At 70.8% G+C, this 18,610-nt stretch carries 15 protein-coding genes; 7 read left to right on the forward strand and 8 right to left on the reverse strand.

All coding sequences use genetic code 11. The features are described from left to right. Positions 1-64 precede the first annotated feature (64 nt). Positions 65-214, reverse strand: coding sequence for a hypothetical protein (locus tag ACFUN8_RS31645; RefSeq protein ID WP_382563952.1), 150 nt, complete (start codon positions 212-214; stop codon positions 65-67). Positions 215-420: 206 nt separating this feature from the next. Between ACFUN8_RS31645 and ACFUN8_RS31650 the strand changes: the two genes are divergently transcribed. Both ACFUN8_RS31650 and ACFUN8_RS31655 read left to right on the forward strand, forming a co-directional pair. Then, positions 421-945: an NUDIX domain-containing protein gene (locus ACFUN8_RS31650; RefSeq protein WP_383645175.1), complete on the forward strand. Its 525-nt coding sequence runs from the start codon at positions 421-423 to the stop codon at positions 943-945. A gap of 45 nt (positions 946-990) precedes the next feature. Beyond that, on the forward strand, positions 991-1,752 hold the full coding sequence (locus ACFUN8_RS31655; RefSeq protein ID WP_383645177.1) for a glycoside hydrolase family 75 protein: 762 nt from the start codon (positions 991-993) through the stop codon (positions 1,750-1,752). Between the two features lie 120 nt (positions 1,753-1,872). On the opposite strand, the gene ACFUN8_RS31660 is transcribed toward ACFUN8_RS31655, so the two are convergent. Beyond that, positions 1,873-3,396 carry an amino acid permease gene (locus tag ACFUN8_RS31660; RefSeq protein ID WP_383645180.1) on the reverse strand — a complete coding sequence of 508 codons (1,524 nt, stop codon included), beginning with the start codon at positions 3,394-3,396 and terminating at the stop codon, positions 1,873-1,875. Positions 3,397-3,506: 110 nt separating this feature from the next. Further along, entirely contained in the window at positions 3,507-4,511 is a 1,005-nt protein-coding gene (locus tag ACFUN8_RS31665) for a hypothetical protein (protein WP_383645182.1), read from the reverse strand. A 258-nt stretch (positions 4,512-4,769) separates the two neighbouring features. On the opposite strand from ACFUN8_RS31665, the gene ACFUN8_RS31670 reads away from it, so the two are divergent. Genes ACFUN8_RS31670 through ACFUN8_RS31680 form a run of 3 tightly spaced genes read left to right on the forward strand, consistent with a single transcriptional unit; the run spans position 4,770 to position 9,027 of the window. After that, a complete protein-coding gene (locus ACFUN8_RS31670; protein WP_383645184.1) occupies positions 4,770-6,272 on the forward strand; it encodes an FGGY family carbohydrate kinase in 1,503 nt (500 codons plus the stop codon). Next, the gene (locus ACFUN8_RS31675) at positions 6,269-7,708 is read left to right on the forward strand and encodes an NAD(P)/FAD-dependent oxidoreductase (RefSeq protein WP_383645187.1); all 1,440 of its coding nucleotides are present in this window, start codon (positions 6,269-6,271) and stop codon (positions 7,706-7,708) included. Before ACFUN8_RS31670 ends, ACFUN8_RS31675 begins: the two co-directional genes overlap by 4 nt. Next, positions 7,705-9,027, forward strand: coding sequence for an NAD(P)/FAD-dependent oxidoreductase (locus ACFUN8_RS31680; RefSeq protein WP_383645190.1), 1,323 nt, complete (start codon positions 7,705-7,707; stop codon positions 9,025-9,027). The genes ACFUN8_RS31675 and ACFUN8_RS31680 overlap by 4 nt, the downstream gene beginning before the upstream one ends. Before the next feature lie 168 nt (positions 9,028-9,195). Here the strand turns inward: ACFUN8_RS31680 and ACFUN8_RS31685 are convergent, their stop codons facing one another. The 5 genes from ACFUN8_RS31685 to ACFUN8_RS31705 are packed head-to-tail and all read right to left on the reverse strand — an operon-like array spanning position 9,196 to position 15,614. Then, positions 9,196-10,689 carry a mucin-5B gene (locus tag ACFUN8_RS31685; RefSeq protein ID WP_383645192.1) on the reverse strand — a complete coding sequence of 498 codons (1,494 nt, stop codon included), beginning with the start codon at positions 10,687-10,689 and terminating at the stop codon, positions 9,196-9,198. Continuing rightward, on the reverse strand, positions 10,689-11,660 hold the full coding sequence (locus tag ACFUN8_RS31690; protein WP_383645195.1) for a sugar ABC transporter substrate-binding protein: 972 nt from the start codon (positions 11,658-11,660) through the stop codon (positions 10,689-10,691). The genes ACFUN8_RS31685 and ACFUN8_RS31690 overlap by 1 nt, the downstream gene beginning before the upstream one ends. Beyond that, the gene (locus ACFUN8_RS31695; RefSeq protein WP_383645197.1) at positions 11,657-12,697 is read right to left on the reverse strand and encodes an ABC transporter permease; all 1,041 of its coding nucleotides are present in this window, start codon (positions 12,695-12,697) and stop codon (positions 11,657-11,659) included. Before ACFUN8_RS31695 ends, ACFUN8_RS31690 begins: the two co-directional genes overlap by 4 nt. Beyond that, complete coding sequence (locus ACFUN8_RS31700) at positions 12,694-14,214, reverse strand: sugar ABC transporter ATP-binding protein (RefSeq protein WP_383645199.1); 1,521 nt, start codon at positions 14,212-14,214, stop codon at positions 12,694-12,696. Before ACFUN8_RS31700 ends, ACFUN8_RS31695 begins: the two co-directional genes overlap by 4 nt. Then, positions 14,211-15,614, reverse strand: coding sequence for an aldehyde dehydrogenase family protein (locus tag ACFUN8_RS31705; protein ID WP_383645202.1), 1,404 nt, complete (start codon positions 15,612-15,614; stop codon positions 14,211-14,213). Before ACFUN8_RS31705 ends, ACFUN8_RS31700 begins: the two co-directional genes overlap by 4 nt. Positions 15,615-16,014: 400 nt before the next feature. Here ACFUN8_RS31705 and ACFUN8_RS31710 point away from each other — a divergent pair, with 400 nt between their 5' ends. Then, on the forward strand, positions 16,015-17,772 hold the full coding sequence (locus tag ACFUN8_RS31710) for a TIGR03767 family metallophosphoesterase (RefSeq protein WP_383645204.1): 1,758 nt from the start codon (positions 16,015-16,017) through the stop codon (positions 17,770-17,772). 256 nt (positions 17,773-18,028) lie between these two features. Continuing rightward, entirely contained in the window at positions 18,029-18,523 is a 495-nt protein-coding gene (locus ACFUN8_RS31715; RefSeq protein WP_383645206.1) for a subtilase-type protease inhibitor, read from the forward strand. Positions 18,524-18,610: the final 87 nt, after the last annotated feature.

Below are 18,610 nucleotides of genomic sequence, written 5' to 3' on the forward strand. Positions count from 1 at the left end.
GCCCCGGCCTCATGACGAGGCCGGGGCCCTCCCTGCGCGGGTACCCACTGTGGTCTCTACCGGGTCAGCGCCTGCCGCCACGCAGCTTGCCGAACAGGCGGCGCGCCTGCTCGCGCTTCCTGGGGTCCGACGAGGCCGCGCGCGCCTGACCGATCACACGCCGCCCCTGCGGACTACGGGTGAAGGCCTTGATGCGGTCGATGATTCCGGGCATGCCGTCTCCTGCGCTTCGATGACACCGACGGCCCCGCTGCAGGGCCTCGGACTACGTCTACCCCCCTAACGCTCCGAGACTCCCATTACGTTCCCATTACCTCCTCTTTACCTTCGGCGTGCCGTCGCGCGCCGCCGAGCGACACGGTCTGCCCCGCATGCGCTCCCCCGATGGCGGCCCCGTACGACCCCGCACAGACTGACGTGATGTCAGGGAAGCGAAGCGCCGGACTCCTCCTGTACCGGGTCACGGACACCGGCACCGACGTGCTCATCGGGCACATGGGCGGCCCCTTCTGGGCGGGCCGCACGAGGGCCGCGTGGTCGATCCCCAAGGGTGAGTACGGCCCCGACGAGACACCCGAGGCCGCGGCCGACCGGGAGTTCCAGGAGGAAGTGGGGCTCCCGCCGCCCGAAGGGCGCCGGGAGCCGCTGGGCGAGACCCGTCAGTCGGGCGGCAAGACCGTCACCGTATGGGCGGTCGAGGCGGACTTCGATCCCGCCCTCGCCGTACCGGGCACGTTCACCATGGAGTGGCCGCGAGGGTCGGGCGTGGAGCGGGAGTTCCCGGAACTGGACCGACTCGACTGGGTCCCGTTGGAGGACGCCGTGGAGCTGCTGGTGACGGGGCAGCGGATCTTTCTCGGCCGGCTTGCTCTGTACATAGAGAGCCGGGCGGACGACGAGGGCCATGAGGGCCACGAGAGCGACCGGGGCGGCGTCGAGAAGTAGCGCCCGCCCGCCGAGATCCGGCAGTCCGGAAAGGGAGACACCTCCGTGCACCACAGATCGCACATCTACGCCGCCGCCGTCGCGGTACTGCTCACCGCGTCAGCTCTGCCCGCCTCCGCGCACCCCGTCGCCGCGCTCGACACCACACACCTCCCGCCGCCTCCCTCGCCTCGGGGCGGGGCACCGGGACCGCCGGCCGCCGCGGGCTCGTTCCGGCTCGACGTTCCGGTCACGGCGGAGGCCCTCCGGGCGAAGGCGCAGGGCTGCGAACGCGTCTCGAAGGGCCTGTACCGCACCGACCAGGGCAAGCCCGCCGACATCCCCGTGTGCGGCACGAAGGGCGCCGTGTTCTGGAAGGCCGACCTGGACATCGACTGCGACGGCCAGGTCACCGACCGCTGCAACAAGCAGACCGACCCCTGGTTCCACGGGGACACGGCCTTCCACCAGTCGAACGGCAAGCCGCTGAACGCGGAGAAGCTGCCGTACATCGTGGTGCCCGCGCCGAGCGAGGTCTGGGACTACCGCGCGTCCGGCATCCGGGGCGGGGGTGTCGCGGCCGTCGTGCACAAGGACCGGGTGGAGTACGCGGTGGTGGGCGACACCGGCCCCACCGGGCTCGTCGGGGAGGCGTCGTACGCCGCCGCGCGCTCGCTGGGGATCGACCCCGATCCGGCACGGGGCGGAGTCCCCTCGGGGGTGACCTACATCCTGTTCAAGAACTCCTCGGTCACGCCGATCGAGAGCCGGTCCGCGGCGGTGAAGCTGGGTGCCGAGCTGGCCGGGAAGTTCCTTCAGGAGAACTGACGAACGTCCTCGGTACGGAGGCGAGGTCGGCGCCGCCTCCGTACCGAGGACGTTCGTGTATTCGTGTTCGTGGTGGCGATGACCTCGCGACGGCCTCGCACGAGGTCGCACGTCGTCGCGCTACACGATCCCCTCGGAGATCTCCGACTGCTCGCGGGCGCTGCCGTACGACTGCGGGGTGCTGTACGAGCCCCGCGCCGCGTACCACCAGGCCGTGGCCAGGGCCAGCACGACGGCCAGCGCGATGACGGCGTAGTTCATGGTGTCCGTGGTGACCGGGTTCTTCTGCGGCAGGCAGAAGATCACGGTGACGATCGCGACCCAGACGACGGCGATCCAGCCGATGGGCTTGCTCCAGCGACCCAGCGACCAGGGACCGGGCTGGAACCGGTCGCCGGCGCGCAGCTTGAGATAGATCGGGATCGCGTAGGCGGGCGTGATGCCGATGACGTTGATCGCCGTCACGGCGCCGTACGCGGTCGGCGAGTACAGCGACGGCAGGGCCAGCACGCACGCGAAGCCGACCGACAGCCACACCGCGGGCACCGGGGTCTGCGTACGGCTGCTGACACGCCGCCACAGGGCCGATCCCGGCAGGGCGTTGTCACGGCTGAAGGCGAACACCATGCGGCTGGCGGCGGCCACTTCCGCGTTGCCGCAGAACAGCTGCGCCGCGATCACGACAAGGAGAAGCGCGCTGGCGCCGTTGGTGCCCAGGACGTCGATGAAGATCTGCGCGGGCGGCACGGCCGCGCCGCTGGTGGCCGCGTAGTCCTGGATGGCGAAGGTCAGGCCGGCGAGGAGGGCGAAGCCGGCGATCCAGGAGACCCAGATGGCGCGCACGATGCCGCGCGCGGCGGAGACGGAGGCGTTGGACGTCTCCTCGGAGAGATGGGCCGACGCGTCGTAGCCGCAGAAGGTGTACTGGGCGAGCAGCAGACCGATCGCGGCGACATAGATCGGGTTCTCCCAGCCGGTCTCGTTGACGAACTGCGTGAAGACGAATTCGGGCGACTGGTGGTTCTTGGGGACGACCGCGAGAATGCCGACGATCAGGGCGACACCGCCGAGGTGCCACCAGACGCTGATCGAGTTGAGCACGCTGACCAGCCGGACGCCGAACAGGTTCAGCGTCGCGTGCAGCAGCAGGATGCACATGAAGATGACCATGGTCCAGCCGGGCGTGGCCTCGAATCCCCACTGGAGGTTCAGGAACGCGCCGGTGAACAGGGCCGCGCCGTAGTCGATTCCGGCGATCGCGCCCAGCAGTCCGAGCAGGTTCAACCAGCCGGTGTACCAGCCCCACTTACGTCCGCCGAGCCGGTCGGCCATGTAGTAGAGGGCGCCCGACGTGGGATAGGCGCTGGTCACCTCCGCCAGCGCCAGACCTATGCAGAGCACGAAGAGTCCGACACCCACCCAGCCCCACAGCATCACGGCGGGACCGCCGGTGATGAGTCCGAAGCCGTACAGGGTCATACATCCCGAAAGAATCGAGATCACCGAGAAGCTGATCGCGAAATTGCCGAAACCGCCCATCCTGCGGGCGAGTACGGGCTGATAGCCGAGTTCCCTCAGCCGTTCTTCTTCATCCTGCTGCGGAACTGATTCCGACTTCGACCAGACCGGTGGGGATACGGACATGGAAGTACCTCCGGGTGCGGAGAATTCAAGGAGAAAGGGGGATGTGCGGTGGGGACCTGGCGTGGCCGGCGGGAGAGCCGATTCCGGAAGAGCCGATGTGCCGACAGGCTCTAGGCCGTGTCCGACTTCCGCTCATCGGCGGCGGCGGTGAAGCAGCGTGCGCGGGCGCGGGCGAACACCTCCTCGACCTGGCTGGTGTCGTTCGGACTTCGGGCCCGGTAGGCCCACGGCAGAGGGGTGTAGTACGGCCCCAGGGCCTCGAACACCCGTGCCGCCTCGGCCAGTTGGAGCGATCCCCACAGGGCGTGCGCCAGATAGTTGAGGTCGAGCAGCGACGCCTCGGCGGGCTCGGACCGGTCGAACCAGATGTGCAGTGCCCGCAGCGCGTCCCTGGTGGCGTCCTCGGTGACCCAATGCAGGTCCAGCGCCTTCTCGTTGCCGCCCTCCCTGCGGTACCGCTCGACCCGCACGAACAGCGGCAGGGCCTGGAGCGCCGACCCCTCGGGCGCCGACGAGGCCGCCCACTGGACGAAGTTGACCGCCTCGGACAGCGAGCCGTCGGACCGGCGTGCATAGACGAACTGCAGCATCCGGTGGTACGCCTCGCGATTGCCCGGATCGCGTTTGTCGGCCTCGGCGAGCAGGGCCCACGGGCCGGGGAAGAGCATCGGCCCCGGCGGCGCCAGCCGGTTCTCCTCCATCCGCTGCTTGCCGTCGAGTTGGGCGAGCGCGAGCAGACAGACCCAGGGGACGGGGTCGGCCGGCACCAGCCGCGCCGTGTCGCCGCACGCCTCCCACGCCTGCTGCCACAGGCCGGTCGTGCGCGCGTGGCCCTCGCGGTGCGCGCGCAGGGCGCGCTCCACCGTGACGCGCGTCTGCATGACGACGGCCGCCGTGCTGTCCGGCTCCTCGGTCAGCCAGGTGTGTACGGTGTCCGAGCCCGCGGCGACGGCGGCGAGTACCTGCGTACGCTGGGTCCACAGGGTCCAGCCACGCGTGCCGTCGAGCAGGTCACGCATGGACAGCCAGCGGCCGGTCCGCAATTCCTGCACGGCCGCTCGGAGTTCACTGTCATGGCCTGCTGGGTGATAGAGCGGACGAAAGCGATCGCTCACGGACCCTCCGCCCGATTCTCCCGCAACTCCGCCTCTTTCCGGTGTAGTTCACATCCCGGTACTTGAGAATCACACTACTCAGTGACACTCCGCTGTTACTCGGCGATCAGTGTAGGGGGCAATGCGACGACCTTTGAACACTTTGCTGATCTTAGGCAACCCTGAGTGCATGTCGTGACCTTGACGTCGCAGGCAGGCTGCACCACCCTTTCGCTCAGTGATCGAACGATCACCGGCACTTCGAGCGAAAAATGTGACATGCCGAATGTTCAGCACTCCCCCGGCAGCGCCGCGGACCCGGCCTCGCGGCCGGTGCTCGCCGTCGACCAGGGCACCTCGTCCACCAAAGCCCTGGTGATCTGCCCGGAGCGCGGAGTGATCGGCAGCGGCTCGGCTCCGGCGCCTCCCCGTTACGGCTCCGGCGGGCTGGTCGAGGCCGATCCCGCCCTGCTGCTCTCCTCGGTCGTCGACGCGGGGCGCCAGGCGCTCGCGGAAGCCGGTGAGCCCGTCGCGGCGGTCGGGCTGGCCAACCAGGGTGAGACCGTCCTCGCCTGGGACCCGGACACCGGCACCCCGCTCACCGACGCCGTCGTGTGGCAGGACCGGCGCGCCGAGTCCGTCTGTGCCGAACTCGCCCCGCACGGGGAGATGTTGAGAGAGCTGACGGGCCTGCCGCTGGAGCCGTACTTCGCCGCGCCGAAGATGGCGTGGATCCGCCGGAACCTGACCCGCGAAGGCGTCGTCACGACCTCCGACTCCTGGCTCGTCCACCAGCTGACCGGCGCGTATCTCACGGACGCCGCGACGGCCGGGCGCACCCAGCTGCTCGACCTCGACACCGCCGAATGGTCCCCCGCCGCGCTCGACGTCTTCGGAATGAGCGACGAGCGGCTGCCCCAAGTGGTCGACGCGGCCGGGCAGTTCGGCACCACGACGGCCTTCGGCGACCCGATCCCGCTGACGGGCCTGCTCGTCGACCAGCAGGCCGCGCTGCTCGCCCAGAACGTGACCGAGCCGGGGACGGCCAAGTGCACCTACGGCACAGGGGCGTTCCTCCTCGCGCAGACCGGCGCGCGCCCGCTGCGCAGCCGGACCGGCCTGGTCGGCTGTGTGGCCTGGCGGCTCGGCGGCCGTACCAGCTACTGCCTCGACGGGCAGGTCTACACGGCGGCCTCCGCCGTGCGGTGGCTGAGCGATCTCGGTGTGATCTCCGGCGCCGAGGATCTCGACCGGGTGGGCTCGTCCGTCGCCGACAGCGGGGGCGTCACCTTCGTCCCGTCGCTCGCCGGACTCGCCGCGCCGTGGTGGCGCGGGGACGCCAAGGGGTCGCTGACGGGTCTCAGTCTGGAGACCGGCCCCGGACAGCTGGTGCGGGCGCTGTGCGAGGGCATCGCGGCGCAGGTGGTCGGGCTGGCGGACGCGGTGACCGAGGACACCGGAGTGCCCCTGGAGTCACTGCGGGTCGACGGCGGGCTGACCCGGTCGAGGCTGCTGATGCAGACGCAGGCGGATCTGCTCCAACTGCCCGTCGAGATCTCTCCGTCGCCCGACGCCACCGCGCTGGGGGTGGGCGCCGTCGCCCGGCTCGGGCTCGACCCAGGCATGACGGTGGAGCGGGCAGCGCCCCGGTGGCGTCCCAAGGAGGTGTTCGAGCCGAGGATCGGGGCGGCCGAGGCCGCCGAGCGGCTGGGCGTCTTCCGTACAGAGGTGGACGCGCTCGTCGGCGCCATGCCCCGTGCCGGACGGAACGGCGCGGCATGACCGTCACCGTCTCGGGGCCGCCGCCGGACGAGGTGTACGACGTGGTGGTCGTCGGGGCCGGGATCGTCGGCGCGGCGATCGCCCGCGAGCTGGCCCGGTATCCGCTGCGTACGGCACTGGTAGAGGCGTCGGCCGACGTCGGCGACGGTACGTCGAAGGCGAACACGGCCATCCTGCACACCGGTTTCGACGCCGTGCCGGGATCCCTCGAAGCCCGGCTCGTACGCGAGGGCCAAGGCCGCCTCGCCGCGTACGCCGAGGAGTGCGGCATCCCGGTCGAGCCGATCGGCGCCCTGCTCGTCGCCTGGGACGAGGAACAGCTCGCCGCGCTCCCGGGCCTCGCGCGGAAGGCCGCGCGCAACGGTTACCGGCGCACCCGTACGGTGAGCGCCGACGAACTCCGCCGACGCGAGCCGCATCTGGGACCGGGAGCACTGGGCGCGCTCGAAGTCCCCGACGAGAGCATCATCTGCCCGTGGACGACGACGCTCGCGTACGCGACCCAGGCGGTACGGAGCGGGGTCGACCTGCATCTCAACTGCCGGGTGCGCGAGGTGACCGAGGGCGCCCCGGACGCGCCACACCTGCTCACGACCGCGCGCGGGCCGCTGCGCACCCGGTGGCTGGTCAACGCGGCGGGCCTGTACGCCGACACGTTCGACCGGCTGCTCGGCCACACCGACTTCTCGGTGACACCCCGGCGCGGTCAGCTCATCGTCTTCGACAAGCCGGCGCGCCCGTTGGTCGGTCAAATCCTGCTGCCCGTGCCCACGGTGGCCGGCAAGGGAGTCCTGGTGTCGCCGACCGTGTACGGCAACGTGATGCTCGGCCCGACCGCCGAGGACCTGACCGACAAGCGGGCGACCGGTTCGACGGCCGAGGGGCTGGCGTTCCTCCGTGAGAAGGGCCGGCGCATCATGCCGGACCTCCTCGAAGAGGAGGTGACCGCCGTGTACGCGGGGCTGCGCGCGGCCACCGAGCACGACGACTACGCGATCCGCTCGCACCCGGAGCAGCGTTACGTCACGGTCGGCGGGATCCGGTCGACCGGGCTGACCGCGTCGATGGCGATCGGCGCCCATGTCGTGGAGCTGCTGACGGAGGCCGGTGCCGAGACCGGGGCGGCCACCGACCTCGTACCGGTGACGATGCCGAACCTCGGTGAGGCGTACCCCCGCCCGTACCAAAGGGCGGACCTGATCGCGGCCGATCCCGAGTACGGGGCGCTGGTGTGCCACTGCGAGCGGGTCTCGCGGGGCGAGATCCGGGACGCGTTCGCCGCCGACATCCCGCCGTCCTCGCCCGAGGGGCTGCGCCGGCGCACCCGGGCGCTGGGGGGCCGGTGCCAGGGGTTCTACTGCGGGGCCGAGGTACGCGCCCTGTTCGACTCGCCGGGCGACGACGCGTCGGCGCCCGGCACGGAGGCCGCACGGTGAACAACGAACAGTGGACACCCTCGCCGGCACCCGGGCGGCGGGAGCGCGCCGTCGACGTCCTCGTGATCGGCGCGGGCCCGGCCGGTCTGGCCCTGGCGTCGCGGCTGGCCGCCACCGACCCCACCGCCGGCACCCTCGGCGTCGAGGTCGTCGACCGCGAGGCCGAGCCGGGCGGTGTCCCGCGGCACTGCGCCCACTCCGGGTTCGGGCTGCGGGACCTCCGGCGGCCGATGACCGGCCCGGCGTACGCGCGCCACTGGGCGGACGCGGCCGTCCACGCCGGAGCGACCCTGCGTACGGGCGTCACGGTCACCGGCTGGAGCGAGGACCCGGCCTCGGCGGCTTCACTCACCGTCGAGGTCACGAGCCCGGCCGGCCTGGAGCGGATCACCGCGCGCGCCGTCGTCCTGGCCACCGGTGCGCGGGAACGCCCGCGCAGCGCGCGGCTGGTGCCGGGGACCCGGCCCGCCGGGGTGTTCACGACGGGCGAGCTTCAGCGGACGGTGCGTCTCCACCACCGGCCCGTCGGGCGGCGCGCCGTCGTCGTGGGCGCCGAGTCCGTCAGCTACTCCGCCGTGCGGACGCTGCGGGAGGCCGGTGTCGAGGTGGTCGCCATGGTCACGGAGCTGCCGTACCACCAGGTCTCCCCCGCCACGGCGCTCGACGCCCGGCTCCGGCGCGGCGTCCCGCTGCTCGTCGGTACGCGGGTGAGTGAACTGCTCGGCCGGGGACGGCTGTCGGGGGTGGCGCTGCGGCGGGCGGACGGCCGGAGCACGACGGTCGCCTGCGACACGGTGGTGTTCACCGGGGACTGGATCCCCGACCACGAACTGGCCCGCCGGGGCGGCGTCGCGCTCGACGGCGGTACCCGGGGCCCGGCCGTCGACGGCTCGTTCCGCACGGACCGGGCGGGGGTCTTCGCCGTGGGCAATCTGCTGCACGGGGTGGAGCCCGCGCACACGGCCGCGCGGGAGGGTCTGCTGGCCGCCGGGCCCGTACTGCGCCACCTGACGGACGGCGCCCGGCCGGCGGCCACGCGGGTGCCCGTCCAGGTCGAGGCGCCCCTGCGGTGGATCGCGCCCAACCGGATCGACCCGGCGGACCCGCGCGTCGCGACGGGCGGCTTCACCCTCCGTACGGAGAGCAGGCTCGCTCCCTGGTCGTCGCTGGTCGTCAGCCGGGACGGCGCGGTGCTGCACCGGCAGCGGCTCGTACGGGGCGCGGTCCCGAACCGGACGGTGCGGCTGTCCGCCGCCTGGACCGAGCAGCTACGGGCAGGGGCCGGCGACGGGCCCGTACGGATCTCCGTGGAGCGCTAGGGGGTGTCGTTCGGATCCTGCCGCCCCGGACAAGGGGCGGCCCCACCGGCAGGGGGGGGGACCGGTGGGGCCGTTGGAACTCTGCGGCGGGGGAGCCGCAGGCTCGGGTCGAAGTGCATGTGCCCGGTGACCCGCGAAATACTCCCTACGACACCACTTCTTCTTTCGCTACTTCTTCTTCCCCTTGGGCACGAACATCTTGATGTCGGTCAGGCTCGCGCTGCCCTCGTACACATTGGTGTACAGGTCTCCGATGACGAAGGAGTCCGGGTAGGCGGATCCGGCGGGCCACTGGTCGGGCCAGGTGGCGCTGCCGTTGTTGTCGTTCTGTACGAGGGTGTTGTTGTAGCGCCCGTCGTACTCGCCCGGCTTGACGTTGTAGTGCCAGATCGGCTTGTCGTCGACGATGAACGGCCGGTGGAAGCGGAGGGTCTGCTGTCCGGCGCGCGCGAAGTTGCCGCTGGCCTCCAGCGTGTAGCCGGTGGCGTCCCGCTCGATGGCGAACGTGTAGTCCTGGTTCGGCATCAGCTCCGGCTGGAGCTCGGCGGCGGACGACAGCTGCTGCTCGGCCACTCCGTCCGAGCAACTGGTCATGAACCACTGCGAGTTGCCCGCGAGACCGCCCTTGCCGGGGGTCCAGTTGGGCAGTCCGCTGATCCACATGTTGACCGTGTTGAAGCTGCTGTCCTTGTAGTCGTAGTACGTGTCGTTCGCGGAGTTGCAGACCCGGCCGCCGGTGCCCGTGCCGACCCGGTCGGGGTGCTGGGAGAACGAGTCCATCAGGACCTTGCGGCGGTAGTGCCAGAAGTGGTTGTTGCGGGGCGCCGGGTCGGCGAAGTCCACGATCGACAGGAAGTGGAAGCCGTTGTATCCGTACTTGCCCTCGCGGACGTCCTGCCACTCGCAGTACGGCGCCGAGGCGTCACCCTCCCAGCCGGGGCTGTTCGAGCCCTCGCCCCACGGATGCTGGGTCTTGCAGCCGTCCTTGCTGTAGCCGTTGGTGCGGTTGTCGTAGTCGATGGTGCCGTTGCGCTTGCCGCCGAAGTCGAGCGTCTTGAGCTTGTACTCGATGCGGTACTGGTCCGGCAGGGACTCCGTGGGGCGGAAGATGGCACCGCCGGTGTGATCGGGCACCTTGAGTTCGGCGACGGTCTTGCCACCGGCCGTCGCGTTGGTGATGGACGGCTCCTTCTCGATCTGGCCGTCCTTGTTCCAGTCGCGTGCGGAGAGCGAGGCGGTGAGCCAGCCGCCGTCACCGACCTTGAACTCCTTGCGGTAGGTGTCGAAGGAGTTGAACGCGGTGTTCCACGCGGGCCCGTAGTCGTTGGGGTACCACTTGCCGTTGTCCTCCATGATGGTGTCGAACGGCTCGCTGTACGTCTCGCGGGTCCAGTCCGCCCGCCTGGGGTCGAGCTTCTTCTTGAAGCTCTCCGAGTGGAGCAGCTTCCAGGCGGGTGCCTTGGGCGGCTTGGCCTGCTTGCCCGCCGTCGTGGCCGCGCCGGTCCCGTCGTCCGGGGCCGCGTTCGCGGAGCCCAGCGAGAGGGGGACGACGAGGGCGCCGCAGAGCAGTGCCGTCAGGGCGTACGCGCGCTTCTTCCGTGGCAGTGACCGGGTGCGGCCGGTCCGGCCCTGAGGTGGGGGAATCGTGGGAATGCGGCTCATCAGAAGTTGCCCTTCGGGTCGTAGTACTTCTCCGCGTTCTCCTTGGTGACGCGCGGCGAGGGCACGACCGTGTCCTTCTCGGGCTTCTTGCCGTCGAGGATCTCCACGGTCCTGTCCAGGCCGAGACTGCCGATCACGTCGGCGTCGTTGAGGCCGGTGACCAGGTAGTTGGTCCCGTCGAGGATGGCTTTCAGCGCCTCGGCCTGGCCGTCGACGCCCGCCAGCACGATCTTGTCGGTGCGGTCGGCGTCCTTGACGGCGCGCTGGGCGCCCAGGCACATGGCGTCGTTCTCGCAGAAGACGGCGTCGATGTCGTCGTGGGCGGCGAGCAGGCTCTCCATGACGGTCAGTCCGCCGTCGGAGCTCCAGTTGCCGTAGTCGGGGGCCTCGACCAGTTCGATCCCCGACGCGCCTTCGAGGGCGCCCTTCACTCCGTCCGTGCGGGCCTTGCCGATGCTGTTGTCGGCGGGTCCGCCCTTGATCAGGGCGACCTTTCCGCCGTCCGGCAGCTTCTCGACGAGGAATTCGCCGTTCTGCTTGCCGATCGCCTCGTTGTCGGGGCCGACCCAGCTCGCGTACTCGCCGGTCTGGAACTTCCGGTCGACCAGGACGGCCGGTTTGCCCGCCGCCTTGAGGGAGTTGAGGACGGCGGGCGCGGACTCCAGCGGCCCGCCGGAGATGATGACGGCGTCGACGTCCTTGCTCAGCAGGTCCTCCACGTTGGAGGCGAGTTTGGCGGCGTCGCCGCCCGCGTCCGTGCTGAGGATCTCGACGTCCTTCTCCTTGGCCTGGGCCTTGATGGCCTTGTCCATGCCGTTGAAGTAGGGGCCGCCGAGGGTGAAGTTGGCGACGCCGACGGTGTACGAGCCGTCGCCCTTCTCACCCGCGCTCCCGGAGTCTGAGGAGCAGCCGGCGAGAGCCGCGGTGAGAACTCCGGCCACCAGCACACCGGTTGCTCGTTTCGTGATCATGATGGACTTGCCTTTCCGGGATTCGGATCGTTCACGGCGGCGTTGCGGAAGCGGCCGGTGCGCTGGACGAGAATGACGGCGACGATGATCAGGCCCTTGAGCACCTGCTGCCAGAAGCTCTGCACGTCGTAGAGGTTGAGCAGGTTGTTGATCAGTGCGAGTACGAGGACTCCGGCGAAGGTGGCCCGTACGGAGCCCTTGCCGCCGGCGAGGCTGGCTCCGCCGATGACGCAGGCGGCGATCGCGTCGAGTTCGAACGCGGTGCCGACGCTGGGCTGGGCGATGCCGACCCGGCTGGCGAGGATGACGCCGGCGAGTCCGGCGCAGGCGCCGGAGATGGTGTAGGCGAGGACGATATGGCGCCGGACGCCGATGCCCGCGAGCCGTACGGTCTCCGCGCTGCCGCCGATGGCGACCAGTGAGCGGCCGGCCGGGGTGCGGCTGAGGAAGACGCCGCCGACCAGGAAGACCCCCAGCATGATGAGGGTGGAGACGGGCAGCGGTCCGATCACCGCGGAGCCCAGCTCGAAGAAGCCGGGCTTCTCGGGCGCGACAGGTGTCTCCGAGTAGACGAAGGCGAGCCCTCTGATGGTGGTGAGCGCGGCCAATGTCACCACGAACGGCGCCAGTTGGAAGCGCGCCACCAGCGCCCCGTTGACGAGTCCGAAGCCGATGCCGGACGCGACGCCGACGGCCATGGCGACCGGGACGGGCAGTCCGGAGGAGAGCCCCGCGGCGACGATGCCGGAGAAGGCCACGACCGAGCCGACGGAGAGGTCGATGCCGCCGGTGAGGATCACGGCGAGCATCCCGTAGGCGAGCAGGCCGGTGGTGACCATCTGCTTGAGCAGGTTGGTGATGTTGCCTTCCGTCAGGAAGGCTTCGGTGGTGGAGCCCGCCACCACGAGGAGCGCGACGATGCCGGTCTCGACGGTGATGTCGTGGCCGGCGACGGTGAGCCGGGGCAGCCGGACTCCGCGTGGCGGCGGTGGTCCGGGGTCGCCGGGCCCGGTGGTCTTGGTGAGCTGTTCGGTCATGCTGCGTGTCCGATCGCGTGGGCGAGGACCGTGTCCTCGGTCGTACCTTCCGAAGGGAGTTCCGCGGCGATCCGCCCCTCGTGCATCACCAGCACCCGGTCGGTGGCGCCGAGCACCTCCGTGAGGTCGGAGGAGATCAGCAGGATGGCCATGCCGTCGCGGGCGAGTTCGTCGAGCATCCGGTAGATCTCGGCGCGGGTGGCCATGTCGACGCCGCGGGTGGGCTCGTCGAGCAGCAGCACGCGCGGCCCGGTGAGGAGCCACTTGGCGAGGACGGCCTTCTGCTGGTTGCCGCCGCTGAGGGTGCGTACGGGCAGCTTCGCCGAGTGCGCGGGCCGGATGTCCAGCCGGTCGACCATGGAGACGACGTCGCGACGGCGTTTCGCGGTGTCGAGCAGCGGGCCGCGCGTGGTGGTGCGCAGGGTGGTGAGGCCGATGTTCTCGGCGGTGCTGAGGCCGAGTACGAGTCCGGTGCGCTTGCGGTCCTCGGTGACGAGCGCGAGGCCGGCGGCGATGGCCTCGCGTGGGCTGCGGAACCGTACGCTCTCCCTGCCCGGCGCGCAGACCACGCCGGCCTTGGCGGGCTCGGCGCCGAAGACACACCGGGCGAGTTCACTGCGGCCGGCGCCGACGAGCCCGAACAGGCCGGTGATCTCGCCCGCGCGCAGGGAGAAGGAGACGTCGCTGAACTCCCCGGTACGGCTGAGCCCGTGGACCTCGAGAAGCGTCTCGCCCTCGGCGGGGCGGCGCGCCGGGTAGAGCTGTCCGGCGGGCCGGCCCGCCATCAGACGGATGAGTTCGTTCTCGTCGGTGCGGTCGGGGGTGGTCTCGGCGACGACCCGGCCGTCCTTGATGACGACGATGGAGGTGGCCAGTTCGGTGACCTCGGCGAGCCGGTGCGAGACATAGATGATCAGGACGCCGCGTTCCTGGAGCCGCCGTATCAGCGCGAACAGCGCTTCCAGGTCGCTGCCGGCCAGAACGGCCGACGGCTCGTCGAGGACCAGCACCTTGGGCTCGCCGCCCTCGCTGACGAGGGCCTTGGCTATCTCGACCATCTGCTGTCTGGCGACGGTGAGGCGGCCGGCCTTGACGCGCGGGTCGATGGCGCCGTAGCCGATGCCGTCCAGCAGGGCGCGGGCCCGCCGGTGCGCGGCCTTCCAGTCGATGAGGCCGCCGAGGCGACGCGGGAAGTGGCCCATGAGGAGGTTCTCGGTGACGGACAGTTCGGGCACCAGGGTCAGCTCCTGGTGGACGGTGCGGACGCCGTGCGCGTGGGCGTCGTGCGGGGAGCGCAACTCGACCGTCTCACCGTCGAGTTGGAGTTCCCCGGCGCTCATCCGCTCGGCGCCCGCGAGGATCTTGATGAGCGTGGACTTGCCCGCCCCGTTGGCGCCGACCACGGCGAGCACCTCACCGGCCCGGCCGGTGAGGTCCACCCCGTGCAGCACTTGTGTGGGGCCGTACGACTTGTGCACCCCGCGTATCCGCAGGGCCGGCCGGGTCGGCGTGCTCACCCGAAGGCCTCCATCACGATGATCGTCTTCTGCCGGGTGAACTCCAGGGCCGTGTCGTGCAGGCCCTCGGCCGAGCCGCCGGTGTCCTTCGGGCCGCCGAAGGGCAGATTCTCGGCGCGCAGCGCGGTCGACCCGTTGATGACGACGCCGCCGACCTCCAGTCGTCCGGCGAGGGTGAAGGCGCGCTGGATGTCGCGGGTGAAGACGGCCGCCTGGAGGCCGTACGGGGACGAGTTGGCCATCCGTACGGCGTCGAGCGGGTCGGTGAAACGGGCGACGGGTGCGACAGGGCCGAAGATCTCGTCGGCGAACGCGGGGCTGTCCTCGGGGACTCCGACGAGGACGGCGGGGTCGTAGAAGGCGCCCCGGCGGGCGCCGCCGGCCGCCTTGCGGGCGCCGTCGGCGACGAGTGCGGCGACCGCCGACTCGACCCGTTCGGCGGCCTCTTCACTGATCAGTGGCCCGACATCGTTGCCATCGACCAATTGGTCCCCGACGCTGAGCTTGGCCGCGCCCGCCAGCAGGGCGTCGACGAAGCTGTCGTGCACCGCGTCCTGGACGTAGACGCGTTTGACGGCGCAGCAGATCTGCCCGTTGCCGCGGGCGAGCCGGCCGAGGACGACGGCGTCGGCCGCCGCCTCGATGTCGGCGTCGTCGCAGACGATCAGGGCGTCGTTGCCGCCGAGTTCGAGATGGACCTTCTTCAGTGTGTCGGCGGCGCGGCGGGCGATCTCGCGGCCCGCGGTGGTGCTGCCGGTGAGGCTGACGGCCGCGACGCCGGGGCGCGAGGCGAGTTCCTGCGAGATGTGCACGCCGCCGGTGAGCATCTGGTGTGCGCCTTCGGGCGCGCCCGCCCGCTCGACGAGTTCGCCGATCCGCAGCACGGCGAGCGGGCAGCGCGCGGGCGGGTGGACGAGGACGGCGTTGCCGGCGGCGAGGGCGGCCGCCGCCTTGTGGGCGTACAGCTCGACGGGGTAGTTGAAGGGCACCAGCGCGGCGACCGGGCCGAGGGGTTCGCGGACGGTGACGGCGAGGTGCTTCTCCAGGCCGGGGACCGCGTCGAGCGGGATCTGCCGGCCGAAGAGGCGGGTGGCCTCGCCGGCGAAGCCGCGGAAGATGCGGACGGCGGCGCGGACTTCCTCCACCGTCTGGAAGAAAGGCTTGCCGTTCTCGGCGGCAAGCAGCCGCGCCAGGTCGTCGGCCTCGGCCTCGATCAGATCGGCGATGGTGAGCAGCAGTCGGGCACGTGCGTGTGCGGGCATCGCCGCCATTGCCCGCTGTCCGTCCGCCGCGGCGGCGAGGGCGGCGGTGACGCGCTCCGGTCCGAAGTCCTCGATCTCGCCCAGCAGTTCGCCGGTTCCTGGATTACGTACGGGCAGCGGTGCGGTTCGGGTGGACATGCGGCGCTTACTCCCGGGTGCAGGGCTCGACAGAAGTACGTTCGGCACTTCGAACATGTGGTGGCGATGCTGACGCACGCTCATTAATTCGTCAACACGTGTTACAAAACGGGAAAGCGCTTTCCCAACCGGTCGTGGCGCCGGCCCGCTCGGGCACGCGAGCCGGTCGGCTACCCCGTCCGATGAACGGTGGATGAGCGGATTCCGCACGCCGCGAGAGGGGTCGGCGAACGTTTGCGGTTGCGAGTGATCCCTGTGCGGTGATCGGCGTCGGGCGTTGCGGCCTCGTTCATTCGCGGGCCACGACGGGTGCCCAGCATCGAAAGGGAGCCGGGCCCTCACCCCGGTGTCCCAGACACGGCCTTGCTGTCGCGATGTACGCACTCGGGGAGAGCGCACCATGTCACGCATCCGCTCCGCGGTCACCGCTGTCGACCGCCGTTCCTTCCTCGCCGCCGCCGGAGCCGTCGGTCTGTCCGCCGGTATCGGCGTGGCGGTCGGTTCGGGCGGTGGTCCGGGCAGTGCCTCGGCCGCCCCCGCGCCCGCGGCGTCCGGCACCCCGGCCGCCGCCGGGCCCACCCCCACAACCACCCCGACGCCCACCCCCACCGGCCCGTCGGCCGCCCGGACCACGCTCCACTCACTCGCGGCACCGCGCGAACGGAACGCCACCTTCCGGCGACTCGGGGACGGACCCGGCTGGCGCCGGGTCGTCCGGGAACAGTTCGCTTCCGCCAAGTCCGGGCGCGAGGACCGTCGTACGGTACTCAGCTCCTTCGTCCAGCTCACCGACCTCCATGTGACGGACGTCCAGCACCCGGTGCGCACCGAGTACGTCCGCAGCGAGTCGGCCGGCGCGTGGCGCCCCCACGAGGCGCTGTCGGTGGCCGGAGGCGTCTCGCTCATCGAGCAGGTCAACGCGCTGGGGACCGGCCCGGCGACCGGCGCGCCGCTGACCTTCGCCATGACGACGGGCGACAACACGGACAACAACTCGCTGTGCGAGCTGGACTGGTACCTCACCCTGATGAGCGGCGGGCTCATCACTCCCAACAGCGGTGACCCGCAGGCGTACGAGGGTGTGCAGAACTCCGGCGTACGGATGTACTGGCACCCGGAGGACGGCGCGCCCGACTCCGACAAGCGCCTGGGCTATCCCCGTATCGAGGGATTCCTCGAAGCGGCCCTGCGCCCGGTGCGCAGTCCGGGCCTGGCCCTCCCCTGGTACTCGACCGTCGGCAACCACGACAGTCTCGCCAGCGGCGCCTATGCCGACCGGACCGGCTTCCTGGCCGAATTCGCCGTCGGCACCCGTAAGTTGTACGACATCCCGGACCCGGACGCGGCGGCGCTGCTGGCCCGGATCTCCGAGGGCGAGACCGCCCACGGCGGCGCCCTGATCTCACTGCTGCGGCGCGAGAAGCGGCGTATGCGGACGGTCACCGCCGACCCGCGCCGCGCCCCGTTCACCCCGCTCCAGTACCTGATGGCGCATCTGGACTCCGCGCACACGGGAGCGGGGCCGGTCGGCCACGGCTACACGAAGGACAACCTGGCGGAGGCGACCCTCGACTACACGTTCCCCATGGGGGAGAACGTGACCGGCATCAGCCTCGACACCACGGACCACGGCGGGCACTTCACCGGCTCCCTCGGCACGGGGCAGCTCGCCCGGCTGGAGCGGATCCTCACGGAGCACCGCGACGGGTACGTGGTGCTGTTCACGCACCACAACAGCTGGACGATGGGCAACACACGGCCCGACCCCGCCCGGCCCGGCGAGGCGCGGCACAACGGGGACGAGGTCGTGGCGCTGCTGCGGCGCCACCGCTCGGCGGTGGCCTGGATCAACGGGCACAGCCACCGCAACGTGGTGCTGCCGCACGGTTCGTTCTGGGAGATCTCCACCGCCTCGCACATCGACTTCCCGCAGCTCGCGCGGGTCGTCGAGATCGCGGACAACAAGGACGGCACGCTCTCGCTGTTCACCACGCTGATCGAGTCGGCGGCGCCCCGGGAGACCGATTTCACGGATCTCTCCCAGTCGGGCCTGGCGTCGCTCTACCGGGAGCTGGCGCTCAACGCGCCGGGGAGCCGCCAGGACCTGGCGGGCCTGAAGGACGCACGCAACACCGAGCTGCTTCTACGTCGCGGATAATCATATATTCAAAGGTTCATGGGTTTCCGCGCCTTACAATCAAACCGTCAACCAACGACACAGGCTCCGAATCAACCACTTTCGGCCCAACTCGCCGCATGACCCGCACAGGCCCGGACCTGCCCATTATGGACACACACCGCGATCAAGGCGACACGCGGAGCGACCAAAACCGGTCATGGAGCGGGCGGAGCACCCCTGGCGTGAGCAAGACTCACGTCCGTTGTCCGAGACATCGACCCAGGGAGTGTTCGAAATGCGGAGCATCGCAAGGGCTGCGGCCTGTGGAGCCGTACTGGCGCTCAGCAGTCTTTCCTTCACCGGCGTGGCCGGCGCCGCCTCGACGGGAGCGCCCGTCGAAGGCGCAGCCATCGGAGGCGTGCCGGCTCCGGCCGGGACCTCGCCCACCGGGGCGCAGACCCTGTACGCCCCGTCGGCGCTGGTGCTGACCGTCACTGACGGTGCCGACCACACGACCGGTACGGTACGGCGCGCGGTCACGCTCAGTTGCGCGCCCACCCCGTCGGGCAGCCACCCCGACGCGGTCGCCGCCTGCTCCGAACTCAAGAAGAACGGCGCCAAGTTCGACTCCATCACCACCTCCGGAACGAACCGCGTCTGCACGAAGGAGTGGGAGCCGGTCACGGTGACGGCCGACGGCGTGTGGGAAGGAAAGCGCGTCGACTACGTCCACACCTTCTCGAACTCGTGCGCCATGGACGGAGGAAGAGGCGCCGTCTTCACCTTCTGAGGACGTCGGGCGGCCGGGGCACCGGACCGCCCGGGGGCCTGCGGAGGCGACGGTCGGAGGCGGCCGGGGCAGGGGATTCTCCCCCGC

It is taken from the genome of Streptomyces sp. NPDC057307 (genome assembly GCF_042667665.1).
Taxonomy (GTDB): Bacteria; Actinomycetota; Actinomycetes; order Streptomycetales; family Streptomycetaceae; genus Streptomyces.

Coding starts and splice junctions, on each gene's coding strand:
- ACFUN8_RS31645 (WP_382563952.1), bottom strand. CDS start 214: ATGCCCGGAATCATCGACCGCATCAAGGCCTTCACCCGTAGTCCGCAG.
- ACFUN8_RS31650 (WP_383645175.1), top strand. CDS start 421: ATGTCAGGGAAGCGAAGCGCCGGACTCCTCCTGTACCGGGTCACGGAC.
- ACFUN8_RS31660 (WP_383645180.1), bottom strand. CDS start 3,396: ATGTCCGTATCCCCACCGGTCTGGTCGAAGTCGGAATCAGTTCCGCAG.
- ACFUN8_RS31670 (WP_383645184.1), top strand. CDS start 4,770: ATGCCGAATGTTCAGCACTCCCCCGGCAGCGCCGCGGACCCGGCCTCG.
- ACFUN8_RS31675 (WP_383645187.1), top strand. CDS start 6,269: ATGACCGTCACCGTCTCGGGGCCGCCGCCGGACGAGGTGTACGACGTG.
- ACFUN8_RS31685 (WP_383645192.1), bottom strand. CDS start 10,689: ATGAGCCGCATTCCCACGATTCCCCCACCTCAGGGCCGGACCGGCCGC.
- ACFUN8_RS31690 (WP_383645195.1), bottom strand. CDS start 11,660: ATGATCACGAAACGAGCAACCGGTGTGCTGGTGGCCGGAGTTCTCACC.
- ACFUN8_RS31695 (WP_383645197.1), bottom strand. CDS start 12,697: ATGACCGAACAGCTCACCAAGACCACCGGGCCCGGCGACCCCGGACCA.
- ACFUN8_RS31705 (WP_383645202.1), bottom strand. CDS start 15,614: ATGTCCACCCGAACCGCACCGCTGCCCGTACGTAATCCAGGAACCGGC.
- ACFUN8_RS31710 (WP_383645204.1), top strand. CDS start 16,015: ATGTCACGCATCCGCTCCGCGGTCACCGCTGTCGACCGCCGTTCCTTC.
- ACFUN8_RS31715 (WP_383645206.1), top strand. CDS start 18,029: ATGCGGAGCATCGCAAGGGCTGCGGCCTGTGGAGCCGTACTGGCGCTC.